Here is a 15,770-nt window from a genome sequence, read left to right as displayed (position 1 = left end):
GCTTTGCCTGGAAGTGTCGGCTGCACGGGTTCTGGGTCGGCTTACTCGTGCTTGTGCCCGAGTCATTGGTCATGCTGGTGCCGAAGCTTTTGTGCGTCTCCGTGCCCAAGGTCTGGAAGCTAGCGCCCTGGGAGAAGACTAAGCTGCGTCAGTGCCAAGAAACGCAAATTAGTGTGTAACCCCAACCTGGTGATTAGCGTCAACGGTCGGGAGTGACCAGACCACGCGTGCGGGTGAAGGGCGAATAGGTTGAAGATAGAGGCGACGGGCGGCTAGTCCAGTTTCACCAGGCTGCGGGTGAGTTCGGCTCCGGGCAGTTCAAGCCGCACAAAGTAGATTCCGGCCGGCAGGGGGTGGTCAGCGATGTCGCGGCCATTCCAAACGATGTTTGACGTACCGGGTGCCAATCTTGGTACTGGGAGCGAACGGACGAGTGCGCCGGAGGCGTCGTAGATGGCAAGTGACGCACTGTGCGCGGTGCCTGCCGCGACACGCAGGACCGTAAAGCCGCGGAAAAGGCTTGGCTCGACAGTCAACACAGGGCGTACGGCGTGAGGGGTTGGGCTTTCCTCGGCCAGGCCGGCCCCGGTAAGGACCTTTTTGGCGAAGTAGATTTCCCAGTTACCGTCGCGGTTGTCTTCCCAGACGACAAACGCGGTGTCACTGCGGACCGCCAGTTTCGGCTCGACCGCAAACTCGCTCAGGGCCGAAATCGGCTCAGGTGCAGACCAGGTTCGGCCAATGTCGGTTGAGCGGGCACCGTTGATGCGGCGGAGCGGGTCACTGAACACCGACCAAACGCACGATACCCGGCCGTCAATCGAGGCGCGGACTGCAGGTGTATAGCCAACCTTTACGGTGTTGAGCTTGATTGGCATGCTCCAGGTAAGGCCACGGTCCAGGCTGCGAATGTAGTTTATCTGCCAGCGGTTGCCAGCTGAAGCGTCGGGTAGGTGGCAGTAGGCGACGTGGAGAACGCCGTACACGTCGCGGGTCATGCATGGTTGGTAGGAGAAGCTGAGGGTGTCGTTATGGGTCAGCATCACGTCTTCTTCGTGCCACGGCTCGCAGTCGAACCAGATGTCGTGGTAAGGGTGAGCGAGGTCAGGGTTGCAGGCCTGCCAGACTGCATAGCAGGATGTGTCAAGGGTCGTGGCCGAAGGCCACTGGGGGTGGTACTTACCTTCGACTGCCACGGCTGCGCCCGAGTCGAACGTCGCGCCCGCATCGCGGCTCAGGTAGCTTTTCAGTTGATTGTCGAGGTTAGCAATAATGAAGACTCGCCGGCCGATTGATGTGATTGCCGGCTTGCAGCTTACGGTTGTCAGGGTGTCAATGTCTAAGGGTGTGTCCCAGGTTACACCGGCATCGGTCGAGCGGCAGGTTGATAGCGTCCAGACAAATGTTGTCTCGGTTGGAACCCAGCGGAGGCAGGCACAGCCGACGATGAGCGTATCGCTGACTGCGGCAATGACCGGTTCAAGACAGCCGGATGGTGACGCAGCCGGCATGATTACCTTTGGCACGGACCAGGTTGAGCCGCCGTCGGTGCTGCGGCAGTAGTAGACCTGGTACTGTCCGCCAGTGCGGTCGGAGAAGACGACATGCAGGCCGGCAGCAGTGCGGATGATGTCGGCTGAGCGGGACAGACCCGGTGACCTTGAGACGTTCACGTCGGCGTCGGCTGGCCAGTGCTGCGGCTGCGGCACGGCGGGAGGATGTTTCATGAACATCTCGGTCATTGCCGAGCCCTGGGCCAGGGGCGTGGGGAATCCGAGCAGACAGCCGATGGTTGGCGCGATGTCAATCTGGTCGTGGATTACGGTTATCATTGTGTCGGCAATGATTTCCGGGCCGACCGCAAGGAAGATGAGATGTCGGCATCCGCGACAGGAGCAGCCGTGGTTTTTCCAGCCACCGTGGGTGTCGTCGTGCCGGCCGTGGTCGGTGGTGAGGATGAGCGTCGTGCGGTTGCGATAGAGGGTGTCGGCCTGGAGCCGGGTCCAGAGCTGCCAGGTAAGCGAGTCGGCCTGGCGGATAGCACCGATATAGTAGGCGGTGTCGCCGGTATGGCCGGCAAGGTCAACTTCTCCGAAGAGTACGTAGCATAGCTTCGGGTGATACCGGCTGATGACCGCCTGCACTGAGTCCCAGGTTTCAAGGTCGTCTTCTTTGGTCTGCCGGATGGTTGGCGCCCAGGTGTCGCCGAAACCCGGGTAGGTGCTGACCGGGTAGCGCCAGGCCGGATTGCCGCTAACGAAGACAGCGGCGGTCGCGGGCGCGCCTTTGTACCGGCGGTAGTACTCGGCCACGCTTGGTTCACGTGGCCGGACCGGCGAGAGGAGTGTGTCAGCGTTATTCTGTAGGAGCTGCCGGACTCCGGCGGTGATGGTTGAGTGGCCGGCATTGGTCACGGTGATGCCGGTGTTGTAGAGTTCGGTGTAGATTGCACCGCGGGGTCGCAGGCTGTCCCAGACAAACGGCATATTGGTCCGGCCGGCGCCGAATCCTTCAGTGTAGCGCAGGCCGTCAATGTTGATGATGAAAACGTTCTCGGTCACCTGGCCGAAAGCAGCTGCGGCCAAGACACACAGTAACGATGCTCTCATACTGCCTCCTCTCATCTCAGAACCGAGAAAAGTATAGTACAGATACCTGTCATCTGAGCAGGACTAGCTGTCTTGCACAAGTGTGTTCGTTCGTGCTCAGAATACAGGAGTAAACGCCGGCCGGCAGGGGCTGACCAGCATCGTCAAGGCCGTTCCAGACGATGCTCGACGCGCTGGGCACTAAGCATGGCGCCGGAAGCGAACGGACGAGTGCACCGGAGGCGTCGTAGATGGCAAGAGACGTATTGCGTCCGGTGCGGTACGAGATATGCAGGACAGCAGAGCCGCGGCACGGATTCGGATTGACTTCGAGTTGATTGCGGACGGTGGGCGGTGGGGCATTTTCTTCCTGCTTTGCCGACCCGGCGAAGATGTGCCTTGAGAAGTAGATTTCCCAGTTGCCGTCGCGGTTGTCTTCCCAGACGACGTATGCGGTGTCGGCGCGTACAGCAAGCCTGGGTTCGGCTGACAAGGCAAGCGGAGATGACATCGGCCCCGGTGCAGTCCAGGTACGGCCTTGGTCAGTGGAGAAACAACCTTTGATATTCCAGTACGGTGGTTCGTAGGACTGCCAGACGCAGGTCAAGCGGCCGCCGGCAGCGCGAATCGCTGGCGCACGGCCAATCTTTCCGATGCTCAGGGATTCAGGCCCTGTCCAGGTCAGGCCCCGGTCGGTGCTTCGGCGGTAACATACCTGCCAGCGGTTGCCAGCCGCAGCGTCAGGTAGATGGCTGTAGGCAAGGTGGAGCGTGCCGGCAAGGTCCCGCGTTACTGCGGGCTGGTAGGAGTAGGTGTTAGCGTCGTTGTTGGTTATGCGGATGTCTTCGGTGCGCCAGGGTTCGCGGTCAAACCAGAGGTCGTGGTACTGACGTACGCGGTCGGCAAAGCAGTCTTCCCAGACCGCACAGGCACTGTCAATGATTACTGAAGCGGGTCGTTGCGGATAGTGCTTGGCGTCCGCGGTAAGTTCGGCAGCCGGACCAAAGGTGGCGCCGGTGTCTTCGCTCACAAAGTTGACCATCCGGCGGTCGCACCCGGCCGCGATACTCACCCGGTTACCGAAGACCGCGATTCCCGGCCGCGAGCTTACGGTCTCAAGGATTCCTAGGTCAGCGATACTGTCCCAGGTAAGCCCGGCATCGGTCGAGCGGCGCTTGCTCAGCACCCAGGTGAAGGTAGTTTCGGCTGGCAGCCACCGGATGCCGGTTGCGGCAACGATAATGATTTCACCGGCGGCAGCAATCACTGGTTCGCTGTAGCTTGTGCCGGACTCGGCTGAGAAAAGTACTGTGGGCGTGGACCAGGTGAGCCCGGCATCAGTCGAGCGTGTGTAGTAGGTTTCGAACTGCCCCCGGCTGTGGTCCGCGTAAACGACGTGCAAGGCCTGGCTGGTACGGGCGATGTCCGCGGCGCGAGAGTGGGCCACAGAGGTTGAGAGGTTTATCTCATTCTGGTCAGGGCCGGTAGTGCTTCCTGCGCCGTACGTTTCGCACCGGTTTCTGGCGCTGGGCTGCTTTAGCATTTCGTCTATTATCGTGCCTTGGGCGAACGGTGTTGGGAAGCCGAGCAGATAGCCGATTGTTGGTGCCAGGTCAATCTGGTCGCGGATGGTGGTTATTACCGTGTCGGCCCTGATTTCTGGGCCGATTGCAAGAAACATCACGTGGCGACAGCCACGACAGTAGCAGCCATGGTTCTTCCAGCCGCCGTGGGCGTCGTCGTGCCGGCCGTGGTCGTTGGTGATGATGAACGTCGTACGGTCGCGGTACACGGTATCGGACTGGAGCTTACGCCAGAGCAGCCAGGTCAGCAGGTCGGCCTTGCGGATTGAGCCGATGTACTTGGCGGTGTCGCCGGTATGACCGGCGTGGTCAACTTCACCGAAGAGTACGTAGCAGAGCTTTGGGTGATTGCGGTTGATGACGGCAAAGGTTGATTCCAGGGTGGCCCAGTCATCTTCATCAGTTGTGTAGACAATCGTTGGCGCCCAGGCCGGTCCGTAGCCGACTGCGGTGCTGGCCGGGTAGCCCCACATCAGGGGTTTTCCATCAATGTACGCAGCGTCGCCGAGCCGGGCGCCGGTGTGTCGACGGAAGTACTCGCCAATGCCCGGGTCACGGGTGCGAATCTGAGAGCCGCAGTTCAGACTGTTCTGAAGCAACTGCCGGACACCTGAGACAATCGTGGAGTGAGCCGAGTTGGTATAGGTGACGCCGGTGTTGTAGAAGTTCGAGTAGGTTGTGCCAAGCGGCCGCAGACTGTCCCAGATATACGGCATGTTGGTGGCACCGGCGCCGAATCCTTCAGTGTAGCGCGGGCCGTCAATGTTGACGATGAAGACGTTTCCGGTCTGGCCGTGGGCGACCGTCGTCATAAAGCCGGCGCATATCATCAACCCCAGGCGGTAACGTCCCCAGGCCCAGGTCCGGCCGGCGAACAGCGGTTGGTGGTGTTTCACCTACTTGATGAACCCGTGGGTGCGGAATCGCCCGACAATTGAATCTTTGGGAAACAGTCCGACCCGGCGTGAGAGTTCGTTGCCATGGGTGTCAAGAAAGACTAGTGTTGGGATTGCCTGAACATTGAACTTCTGGGCAAGGTCCTTGTTTTCGTCAACGTCAATTGATTTGACCTCGACTACGCCGGCGTACTCCTTGGCCAGCTCCTCGACAATCGGCTTCTGCTCGCGGCAGGGTGGGCACCAGGTGGCCCAGAAATCCCAGAGCTTGGGCAGATGCCGGGCCGGCTCTTCTGGCTGCGCGACTGCGGCCGGCGCAGGTTTAGGCGTTTCAGGCACTGCGGCCGGCTCGGCCTGCGGCTTGACCGATTCCGGTACGACGACCGACGCCGGCTCGGTTCGAGCCGCTGGCGGTTGTTCCTTCTTCTGCCCGCAGCTCATGACGAACAGCGCGAGCGCGGCAACGACGGACAGTACTCGCATTACACTCTCCTTGTTAGACTTCAGCCATACTACACTGCCGGCTTTGCTCAGTCAACGACGCTTTCTGCCTTACTAAGACCGGGCTGATCCAGTGCGATAGACTCCAGCAGGCTGCGGGCTGCTCTTTCGGCTCCGGTGATGGGATATCGGCGCCAGCCGGCGCGGGCCATCTCGGCCAGCCGCCCATACCGGCGTAGCGCGCCAAGCGATGAACCCAGGGCCGCGGCATCGTCTGCGGACACAAGTGGAAGGCAGACGCCCTGTTGCTGTGCAAACTCGAAGTTCTCGCGGGCAAATGGGCCGATATGGGGGAGAAGCGCAAACATCGGCAAACCAAGGCCAACAGCCCAGTTGGTACGTTCGTGGGCCGCAGCTACCAATACGTCCAGTTGTGGGAATAGCTCAGCGGTGCGAGTTGTTTCATCCTGCCGGGTACGTGCCCAGACCGGCCGTACCGAACCGTCGGGCAGTGCCAACCGCTGAAGCAACAGTTGAGCTTTGGCCGCACGCAGCCAGCCGAGGCCCCAGAATACGATTGCATTATGCCCGACTCTGGCAACCGAAGCGGCGGCAAGAATGATGTGCCGCAGATGCGGACGAGGGTGTGCTCCAGAGGTAAAGAAGCCAACAGTGAGACGGGTATCAGAAGACGGGTCAAGGCGTTGGATGCGAGCAGCATAGGCTGGCTCGGCCTGTTCGACCAGTTGGGGCTCGATGAAAAGGCCACAGACGCCTAGCGCCTCACGCCTCATGCCCCACGCGGCGAGCCGGGCGGCAGTTGACTCTAGCGGTACAAAGGTGCGCCAGACAGAAGGTACGGCACAGAAACAAGGCGCAGCGATTTCGCCGTGGACATAGGCAACGCGGCAGACGCCGGCGAGAATGTGGGCAAGGAGCGGATGGTCAACCATGACGATGCCTTCGTAGCCGGTGAAACGGCGGCGCAGGCCTGAGCCGAGGATTGACAGTTGCAGCCGAGATGGCCTGGTGTCGGGAGAGCGTAACCGGTTGTACAGCCACGTCGCCGGGCCGCCAAGGCCGCCGAAGTAGTAGGCGGCGCGCACGGCTTTCCAAGCCAGACTCGAGACACCCGAAGACAGGCCCGCAACCGTCAACCGCTTCGCAGTCTGGTCAGACTGACCGCTAGTAAGTCGGGACAGGGCAAGCATGACCGAGTCGAGGTAAGAAGGGTGGCCGCGACCAATCTCAGAAGAGACGACAACAAGACGGTTGTAGATGCCAGATTCCAGTTCGCGGCCCCTCCCTTTTATTCCCTCCCCCTTCAAGGGGGAGGGAAGAGGAAGGGGGGCGGTTAGCGCGCAAGCACGCGGCATTAGCCCGACTTGCCAATTCTTGAACTGGGAGGGAAGAGGAAAGGGAGCGGAACGTGCGGTCACTTCAGGGGCCCGGAAAGCGGGCGATCCCCCTCCCTTTTATTCCCTCCCCCTTCAAGGGGGAGGGAAGATGAGAGGGAGCGGTCAGCGGGCAAGCAGGCGGCATTAGACCAGCTTGCCAACTCTTGAGGTGGGAGGGAAGAGGAGGGGGAGCGGTTAGCGAGGATGTTACCGCCAGTCTGGCAGCCAGGGCAGTAGTATGTGATTGACTTCTCATCGCTGACGCGCTGTATCGCCGAGCCACATCTGGAACACTGCTGCCCGGCACGACCGTGGACTTGGAGGAATGTCCGGTCGCGACGGTCGGGCAGGTGGTCCAGGGCCTTTAGATACACGATAGCGTCGTGGAGCACCCTCTTCACCGCGGCGTAGAGGCGAATTGTCTCTTCTGGCTTCAGGCTGACGGTCGGTTGAAAAGGTGAAAGCCGGGCTTCGTGGAGTATTTCATCTGAGTAGCAGCCACCAATGCCGGCAACAGTTCGCTGGTCGGTGAGAAACCTCTTGATCGTTCGGTTACGCCGGGCCAGGGCCTGGCGGAAACGGTTGAGAGTGAAATCGGGACCAAGCGGGTCAAGACCAAGCTCGGCAATCCAGGCGACCTTGTTCGGGTCGGTGACAAGATGCACCTGAACCCGGTGTCTGGTACCGCCTTCAGTGACACGCAGGTCTTCGGCGTTGTCAAAGTGGAGACAGAGAAGATTGCTTGTGGTCATGGGGTGGTGAGCAGGGCAGAGACACAGACCGCCGTCCTGCATCAGGTGGATGCACAGGTACAGTTTCTGGTCGGTTCCCAGGCAGAGGAACCGGCCTAGTCTGATGATGGTAATGATACGGTTATCGGCAAGCGCCACCAGTTTCGGCTCAGTTGTTTTGAGGCACGAAGGTTTGTTGAGTGTCAGACTTTGTATTCGCCGGCCGGTCAGGGCCAGGCGAAGCCGTGCGCTGATTGCTTCAAGTTCTGGTAGCTCAGGCACACTTCAGGATAGAGTAATGGTTCTGAGAATCAAGCTGTAATACGGGTGCGGGTGTTTTTGGTCTGCGTTGCGCGCCTGTTGACACACCTAGGGCGCAAGGATACGATGCAGGCCGGTGTTTCACCATTTCAGCGGTGTCGAGGAAGAGGATTCAGGGTATCAGGGCCGGGCCTCGACCTACATCAGGAGGTTGTGGCCGTTCTTCCGGCCTTATCTGGGCCGGACTGCGGCTTCGGCCGGGTTACTGCTTACCGCCACCGGGCTGGGTCTCCTTGGGCCGGTGCTCCTAAAACGGGCAATTGATGTAAACATTGGCGGCGGCGACATCGCTGGCCTTGCGGTAACGTCGCTAACGTATCTTGGACTTCAAGTTGCGATTTTCTTTGCCAGCTATTTTCAGATGGTGTGGCTGACAATGGTCGGCGAGCAGGGTGCGGCCGACCTGAAGCATCGTCTGTTCAGCCACTTGTTGAGCCTGCCGATGCAGTTCTTCGATAAGAACCCGGTCGGTCGTCTCATTTCCAGGGTGGAAAGCGACACCGAGGCAATAAAGATGCTTTTCACCCGTACATCGGTCGTGCTGGTGCAGAGCGTGCTGGCGCTGGTGGGCATGAGTCTTGTTATGGCGTTGGCGAGCTGGCGACTGTACGTCCTGGTTGCGCTGCTACTGCCACCATTTATCGTAGCGTTCTGGCTGTTTCAGCGCAAGGTGCGGCCGATCTACCTTAGTGTGCGACGCACGGTTGCAGACATCAACGGCCTGATTGCCGAAGCTTTGGCGAGCCTACCGGTGGTGCAGGTGTTCGGTCAGCAGGCCCGGCTGGGCGAGAAGATGGACAACCTGTGCCGACTGAAATACCGGGATGAAATGAAGGCGTTCACGCTCTGGTACATTGTGTGGTTTCTTGTTGACTTTGGCGAAATTATTGGACTTGTGCTAGTGCTCGGGCTTGGCGGTGCGTGGGCACTCAGGGGCACGCTGACAGTCGGCACACTGTTCATGTTTGTCGCCTATATCACCCGACTGTTCGGGCCGCTGCGAACGATATCAGACCAAATCAACGTGATGCAACGGTCGCTTGCCTCAGCCGAACGGGTGTTCGGCCTGCTCGACACGCCATCAGAGCCGGAGCGAGAGCCAGGGGAGACGCTGATGATCCGGGACCGGATCGCTTTCGAGAAGGTCGGCCTGGCCTATGACGGGAGGAACTACGTTTTGAAGGATATTGAGCTTGTAATCCGGCGGGGAGAAAAGGTGGCGCTGGTCGGCGAAACCGGCGGCGGCAAGAGTTCGATTGTCGGTCTGCTGCTAAAGTTCTACACTGCCCAGCAGGGCCGGATTCTCATAGATGGGCAGGACCTGGGCCGGATTGATCGTCATCGCCTGCGTCGGGCAGTCGGGCTTGTGCCCCAGGAAGTAATCATGTTTCCCGGTTCGGTGCTCGATAATCTGAGGATGATGGATGAGAGCATCCCGGCCGAGCAGGTTATCGAGGCGGCGAAACGGACGCGCATCCACGATGCAATCCAGCGCTTTCCCCAGGGGTATGAGACGAACCTGATTGAGCGCGGCATCAATCTTTCGCTCGGTGAACGGCAACTACTGGCACTTGCCCGGGCGCTGGTATTCGATCCGCAGCTTCTGGTTCTTGACGAAGCAACCTCATCGGTTGACCCGCATACCGAGCACCTGATTCAACAGGCGCTTGCGGAACTACTGACTGGCCGGACGGCGATTATCGTTGCTCACCGATTGGCAACAATACGGCTAGTGGACCGGATCGTTGTAGTACATAAGGGCCGGATTGCCGAGCAGGGCTCGCACGAAGAGCTACTGGCAAAAGAAGGGCTTTATGCCCGTTTCTACAAACTACAGTACCTGGTCGGTGAGCCAGTAGCAAGGGCTGCCGGATGACAAGGAACCAGCGCGCGACCGAGGGGTGGAACTCATGATTCCCGGCGCAAAACGCCCAGGTCTTAGGCTGGTACTTGACTTCTGGAAGGAGCATAAAGCCCTTGCGGTGTTGCTTGTCGCCGGGACAGCGCTGGCAACCGCAATCAGCCTTGCATTTCCCTATGTCCTAAGATTCATTATTGATGGCATCAGACGGCCGGCGACGTTACCGGAGCTTGTGCGCTACGTCTTGCTGCTGGCAGGGCTTGGTCTGATGCGTTCGGTTGCCGAGTCGGTTTTGCCCTGGGCCCGGGGCCGGGTGAACGAACGTTACCAGTGGGTCGTGCGAACCCGGGTGTTTCGCCGGATTCTGGATAAGGGCCACTCTTTTGCCATCCGGTTTCCGACCGGTGATGTAATGGAGCGGCTGGACCACGACTTGGGCGAGCTATCGTGGTTTGCTTGCTCTGGGATATTCCGCGCCGTCTCGGCTATGTTCATGGTTGGGTTTGCGCTGGTCATCATGATCAGCATGAGTCCGCTGTTGACACTCGCTGCGGTGGTGCCGGTCGCAGTGGCGGTTATTGTCTGGATGAGACTTGGGCCATTGGTGTTTAGCCGGTACATGGAATGGCGTCAGAAGATTGCAAAGACAAACAACTTGATTCAATCGTCGTTCACCGGGGTGAGGTTGGTGAAGAGTTACACGATGGAGGAGCGGCTGCAACGCCGGTTTCGCAATGGGTTGGATGAGCGGGTCGCAGCATCGGTGAGAACGACCCGAGTCGAGTCGAGAATCAGCGTGTTCTACATGGCGGTGTCAGAACTAGGAATCCTTGTTGTTCTGTGGCTGGGCGGGTTACTGGTCATAAGGCACCACTTGACACTTGGTGAGTTTGTCGCATTCAATGGCTACGTTATGATGCTTGTCGGGCCGATGTTCGACATCGGCAATCTGTTTGTCATGGGACGGCGGGCCCAGGCCGGGGCAGAGCGGGTTGGCGAGCTCGAAAACCATCCGGTTGAGGTGGCGAGGCGACGAGGCCGACTGGCTGCGGACTTGCCCATGCCAGAAGGAGACCTGCGGCTAGAAGGAGTCACGTTTTCGTACCAGGGCTCGACCCAATCCGGCGGCGCGGTTTCAGTCAGGCCAGCGTTGAAGAATGTAACTATGGAGTTTCCAGTTGGAGGCAGGATTGGTATTGCCGGCACGGTTGGTTCGGGTAAGAGCACCTTGTTTCGGCTGCTGTTCCGTCTGGCTGACCCGCAACAAGGCCGGGTGACGCTTGGCGGCGCCGACATCCGCAATCTGGATTTGGATGCGTACCGGGCGCTTTTCGGGTACGCGCCCCAAGAGCCAGCGCTTTTTTCAGAGACGCTGCGCGAGAATATCGCATTCGGTCGGCCGGTAGATGATGCCGAGCTGAACCGGGTCATTTCCCTGGCGCAGCTGAGCGATGATATGAAGGACCTTGCCGCCGGTCTCAGCGAGAAGCTTGGTGAGCGGGGCGCGCGGCTTTCCGGTGGCCAGAAGGAGCGGGTGGCGATTGCCCGGGCCCTTGTTGGCCGGCCGCGGGTCTTGGTGTTCGACGATGCCTTTTCGGCACTGGACGCCGAAACCGAGCGCAAGCTGGTTGACCGGTTGACGAACGAGTTTAGGGGAGCAACGCTCATTGTCGTATCGCACCGGCTGAGTGTACTTGCAACCTGTGACCGGATATATGTACTCGACGCCGGCGAGGTCAAAGAGCAAGGCACACACGAGGAGCTATTGGCGCGGGCCGGGCTTTACTGGAAGTTGTACCAGCGGCAGTTAATAAGGGAAGAGCTGGAAAAGCTCTAGCCGAGAACAGGTCTGACAGAAGACACCGCAGGCGACAGAAAGCCGCGGTCAGGCGAAGGCTACGGGCGAAAAACTGCCTAGCCGCAGCCTTGCCCTTGAGGGAGAAAGGGGGAACGGGACTTGGCAGGGGCATGACGGTAGACAGCTTGGGAATCTGGACTACGATAGTATGACGCCGTCGTTCCGAAGCTCTGCCTAGGCCTAGGGAGTTGCTCAGGATTTTCTAGAACCTGGAATGGGCGAAGAATTCCAGCCGGAGCTTGTCCATCAGTTCGGCCCGTCGGTCATACAGGCGCCGGTGCGGACGCCGGCGGTGCCGCGCAAGGACGTAATGGGTCAGAAGCGGTAGCGCCATTGTTGCGTCAGCATAGCAGACGACCGCATCGGGCAGCCGGTTCGGGTCAACTTTGCCCCAGGAGACCGCTTCGTGCGGGGTGGCACCGGACAGGCCGCCGGTGTCGGGACGGGCGTCGGTTATCTGAAAGAAATAGTCCTGGCCGTACTCTTTGATCATCAGCACTTCCTGAATCTGGGGCTCGGTCTGGAGCATGAAGTTCTTGGGTGAGCCGCCGCCGATGAGAACAACCGCGGACTTGCCGCCTGAGCGTTTGGCATGCAGAACATAGGAGGTGGTTTCGTTTACGTCAATTGAAGGGTTGATGCGGAGCTTGAGCCCTTTGAGCTCAAGACCGGCGATGTTCATGCCGATGGTTGAGTCACCGGGCGAGCTGGTGTAAATCGGCACACCGCACCGGTAAGCTGCGGCTAGGACCGATACGTCCTGGTGGCCGTTCTTGCGTTCCCATTCCGCAGCGTGGCGACCAAGTAAGTGGTAGAACTCGGCCGTGCCCATCTCTTTCTGGAACTCGCGCTGAACCAGAATGTTGCGCAGGATGTCATCGGTCCTGCACAGGCAGTCGGTGTAGGCCAAAAGCACGTCGTAGATACGTACCACGTCATTGCGGCGGAGGTCGGCATCGTCCACAAGATGCGAGCCGACGTGGAGTGGCAGATTGAAGGCAAAATGTAGGTCGTGGTACATGTTGGCCCCGGTTGAGACAATCCAGTCGATAAAGCCGGCCTTGATGAGCGGCACCAGACAGGAACAGCCCAGACCGGCCGGGGTCAGCGCACCAGCTAGACTCATTCCGACGACTACGTCGGGTTCAAGCATTTTCTCGGCGTAGAGCCGGCAGCCTTCGCGCAGTCGGGCAGCATTGTAGGCAAGGAACTTATCGTCAATCAGAGAATCGAGCCTTTCCCGGCCAGTGATACCCTTAGGCAGAATACGCTTGCCGGAGAGGTAGCGGGCTTTGTGCGGGCAGCGCCGCTTGCGCAGCCAGTCCGGAACCTCAGAGAGGTCTTTTCGGATTCTTCCGGTTCGTTTCACGATAACCTCCTTACGGGACCAGGATTGCCCTCGCCGGCGGAATGCCGTTGAAGTTGGTGGCACTAGCCAGGGTGTAGGCGCCGGCGTTTACGGCATAGACCAGGTCGCCGACACTCAGCTCGGGCAGTTCCTCATTGGTTGAGATAATGTCAATCGAATCGCAGGTCGGGCCAGCCAGCGTGGTAAGCTGGGTAGGTCCCTTTTTGAAAACGTGGTATTCGTACTTGCAGTGGTCATAGACAATGCCGGACAGACACCCGTACACGCCGTCGTCTAGATAGTACCAGTGTTTGTTGCCGCGGATTGACTTGCCGATGACCGACATTACAAGCAAACAGGCTGGGCCGACAAGCGCCCGACCCGGCTCGGCGATGATCGAAATGCTCGGATCGAACAGCCGGTTCATTTCCATGTTCATCGCCGGTGCCATGGACGCAAGCCAGTCTTCGTCTGATGCGAAGTGGCGGATTGGGAATCCGCCACCGATGTCCACTATGTCTAAGGGTAGTTGTTTGAGCCGGGCATCGGCAAGTATAATTTTCACCAGCTCGAACGCTTCTAGGTAGTTGTCGCCGTGGGTGCACTGGGAGCCAACGTGAAAGCTTACTCCCCGGGGGTTGAGCCCAAGCCGCTTGGCTTTGATCAGCAGGGGCATTACGTCCGCCGGCTCAGCACCGAATTTGAGCGAGAGTTCGACCACCGAGCCAACGTTGGGCACTTTGGTGCGCACGAGCACCTGGGCGCCGGGTGCATTCGCCGCAATTTTGTCGAGTTCGTACTCAGAGTCGAAGGTTGTGAGTGCTACTTTGCGGCTGGCGGCAAGGGCGATGTCCTGAGGCCGTTTGTTGGTATTGGCGAAGATGATGTGTTTGGGATTTGCGCCCGCAGCTAGTACCCATTCTAGTTCCGGTACCGAGGCGACGTCGAAGCCGACACCAGCCTGAGCTAGTAGCTTCAGTACCGCCGGGTGGGAGTTGGCCTTTACTGCGTAGTACGGTTTGACGCGCGGGAGGAGTTTGCGGAATCTGGCGACTTGTTCCAATAGTAGGGTTTTGGAGATGACGAAGAGCGGGGTGCCGTACTTTCGGGCCAGACGGGGAAGAGATTTTTTTAGTCTTGTCAGATAGGCGCTAGTTGCCAATGCAATGCTCCTGGGTGTGTGCGCCAATTCAATCAGGAAAAGCGCAGAAAGTCAAGGATAAATGCTTGCCAAGTTGCGGCTGATGGATAGACTGCCCGAATCATGAAGCATCCAAGGCTTTTGCGTCCCCTGCTTTTGCCGGAGATTCATGAGCTGATTGCGGCCAAGGACTGGCGTGCGCTCAAGGAAATGCTCGTGACTTGGCCCGCGCCGGATTTGGCCGACCTTCTGGAAACTCTGAGCATCGAGGACGCAATCTTGCTCTTTCGCATGCTGCCGGCTGGGCCGGCTAGCGAAGCATTTGGCGAGATGGTTCCGGAGCGGCAGGAGGCAATTTTGCGCTCGATGAGCGACCAGCGGGTGCGGGACATCGTGCTGGCAATGCCGCCTGACGACCGCACCGAGTTGTTTGAGGACCTGCCGGCCAGTCTGACCCAGCGGCTTCTGAACCTGCTGCCGCCGGAGGAGCGCAAGCAGGCGTTGGAGCTTTTGGGTTATCCGGAGAATAGCGTGGGCCGGCTGATGACGCCGGATTTTGTGGCGTTGCGGCCGGAGTGGACAGTCGGTAAGGCAATCGAACACATCCGGACACAGGGTCGTGATGCCGAGACGATTGATATGGTCTACGTGGTGGATGAGGCCGGTCGGCTGTTGGACGACCTGCCGATCCGGCGGTTCGTTTTGGCAGAGCGCGCCCAGCCCGTGCGGGAATTGATGGACGGAAGCTACGTTTCGATACTTGCTACCGCAGATCAGGAGGAGGCTGCTCGGCAGATGAAGCATTATAATCTGATGGCCCTGCCGGTTACCAATCCCGCCGGTGCGCTTCTGGGGATCGTTACTTTCGACGACATATTTGAGGTCATCGAGGAGGAGGCGACCGAGGACTTTCAGAAGGGGTCAGCGGTTCAGCCTCTGGATACGAGCTACACCGCAGCTTCGCCCTGGAAGTTGTATCGTAAGCGGATTGTCTGGCTCCTGGTTTTGCTCGTTGCCGACTTTTTCTCAACCGGCATCATTGCCCATTTTGAACGTATGCTGCAGGCGGTAATCGCGCTCGCCTTCTATATTCCGGTACTCATTGACAGCGGTGGTAACACCGCCAGTCAGGCGGCAACGCTCGTCATCCGGGCGCTGGCAACAGGCGAGCTTTCGATGCGGCGCTGGTTCACGGTCGTTGGCAAGGAAATGCTGACCGGTGTGCTTATCGGCATCACGTTGGGCGCGGTCTGTTTCGTGCGTGGCACGCTGGGCAAGGGTGGTGCACCGGTTGGACTTGTGGTCGGGCTTTCGATGGCAACGCTTGCGGTGTGGTCCAATATCTTGGGCAGTCTGTTGCCGATTGCGATCACGAAGTTCCGGTTGGACCCGGCAGTTGTCAGCTCGCCGTTGCTTACGACCGTGGCGGATGCAACCGGACTGCTGATTTACTTCGGCTACGCCGCGCTGTTGCTTTTCTAGCATCTCGGTCCCAACGCTAGCTTGCTTCATCCCTCGCTGCCATTACGGCGACTGGTTGTGCTCTTTTCGGCTCGGTTGCCTAATATACGGAGGTACTCTAGAACTCCCCGTTGCCTCAAAACA

Annotated in this window: 10 protein-coding genes; 3 read left to right on the top strand and 7 right to left on the bottom strand. The window is 59.3% G+C overall.

Annotation, left to right across the window (positions count from 1 at the left end):
- Positions 1-272: 272 nt before the first annotated feature.
- The 5 genes from ABIL25_00200 to ABIL25_00180 all read right to left on the bottom strand — a co-directional run bounded on the left by ABIL25_00200 (position 273) and on the right by ABIL25_00180 (position 7,918).
- On the bottom strand, positions 273-2,609 hold the full coding sequence (locus ABIL25_00200; GenBank protein ID MEO0080702.1) for a FlgD immunoglobulin-like domain containing protein: 2,337 nt from the start codon (positions 2,607-2,609) through the stop codon (positions 273-275).
- Between the two features lie 49 nt (positions 2,610-2,658).
- A complete protein-coding gene (locus ABIL25_00195) occupies positions 2,659-5,067 on the bottom strand; it encodes an exo-alpha-sialidase (protein MEO0080701.1) in 2,409 nt (802 codons plus the stop codon).
- The gene (locus ABIL25_00190) at positions 5,068-5,550 is read right to left on the bottom strand and encodes a thioredoxin domain-containing protein (protein MEO0080700.1); all 483 of its coding nucleotides are present in this window, start codon (positions 5,548-5,550) and stop codon (positions 5,068-5,070) included.
- Positions 5,551-5,597: 47 nt separating this feature from the next.
- Entirely contained in the window at positions 5,598-6,836 is a 1,239-nt protein-coding gene (locus tag ABIL25_00185) for a hypothetical protein (GenBank protein ID MEO0080699.1), read from the bottom strand.
- Positions 6,837-6,943: 107 nt separating this feature from the next.
- Positions 6,944-7,918: a DNA-formamidopyrimidine glycosylase family protein gene (locus ABIL25_00180; GenBank protein ID MEO0080698.1), complete on the bottom strand. Its 975-nt coding sequence runs from the start codon at positions 7,916-7,918 to the stop codon at positions 6,944-6,946.
- 115 nt (positions 7,919-8,033) lie between these two features.
- Here ABIL25_00180 and ABIL25_00175 point away from each other — a divergent pair, with 115 nt between their 5' ends.
- Positions 8,034-9,833, top strand: coding sequence for an ABC transporter ATP-binding protein (locus tag ABIL25_00175; protein ID MEO0080697.1), 1,800 nt, complete (start codon positions 8,034-8,036; stop codon positions 9,831-9,833).
- 34 nt (positions 9,834-9,867) lie between these two features.
- A complete protein-coding gene (locus ABIL25_00170) occupies positions 9,868-11,655 on the top strand; it encodes an ABC transporter ATP-binding protein (protein MEO0080696.1) in 1,788 nt (595 codons plus the stop codon).
- 223 nt (positions 11,656-11,878) lie between these two features.
- Here the strand turns inward: ABIL25_00170 and speY are convergent, their stop codons facing one another.
- Together speY and ABIL25_00160 are read right to left on the bottom strand one after the other, a co-directional pair.
- Positions 11,879-13,045 carry a deoxyhypusine synthase gene (gene speY, locus ABIL25_00165; GenBank protein ID MEO0080695.1) on the bottom strand — a complete coding sequence of 389 codons (1,167 nt, stop codon included), beginning with the start codon at positions 13,043-13,045 and terminating at the stop codon, positions 11,879-11,881.
- 10 nt (positions 13,046-13,055) lie between these two features.
- Positions 13,056-14,186, bottom strand: a complete 1,131-nt coding sequence (locus ABIL25_00160; protein ID MEO0080694.1) for a type III PLP-dependent enzyme — start codon at positions 14,184-14,186, stop codon at positions 13,056-13,058.
- A 102-nt stretch (positions 14,187-14,288) separates the two neighbouring features.
- Here ABIL25_00160 and mgtE point away from each other — a divergent pair, with 102 nt between their 5' ends.
- A complete protein-coding gene (gene mgtE / locus ABIL25_00155; protein MEO0080693.1) occupies positions 14,289-15,647 on the top strand; it encodes a magnesium transporter in 1,359 nt (452 codons plus the stop codon).
- Positions 15,648-15,770 lie beyond the last annotated feature (123 nt).

This window comes from candidate division WOR-3 bacterium, assembly GCA_039801365.1.
Lineage (GTDB): Bacteria > Hydrothermota > Tepidihabitantia > Tepidihabitantales > Tepidihabitantaceae > JBDRUN01.
This window is presented reverse-complemented; position numbering and strand designations above follow the sequence as displayed.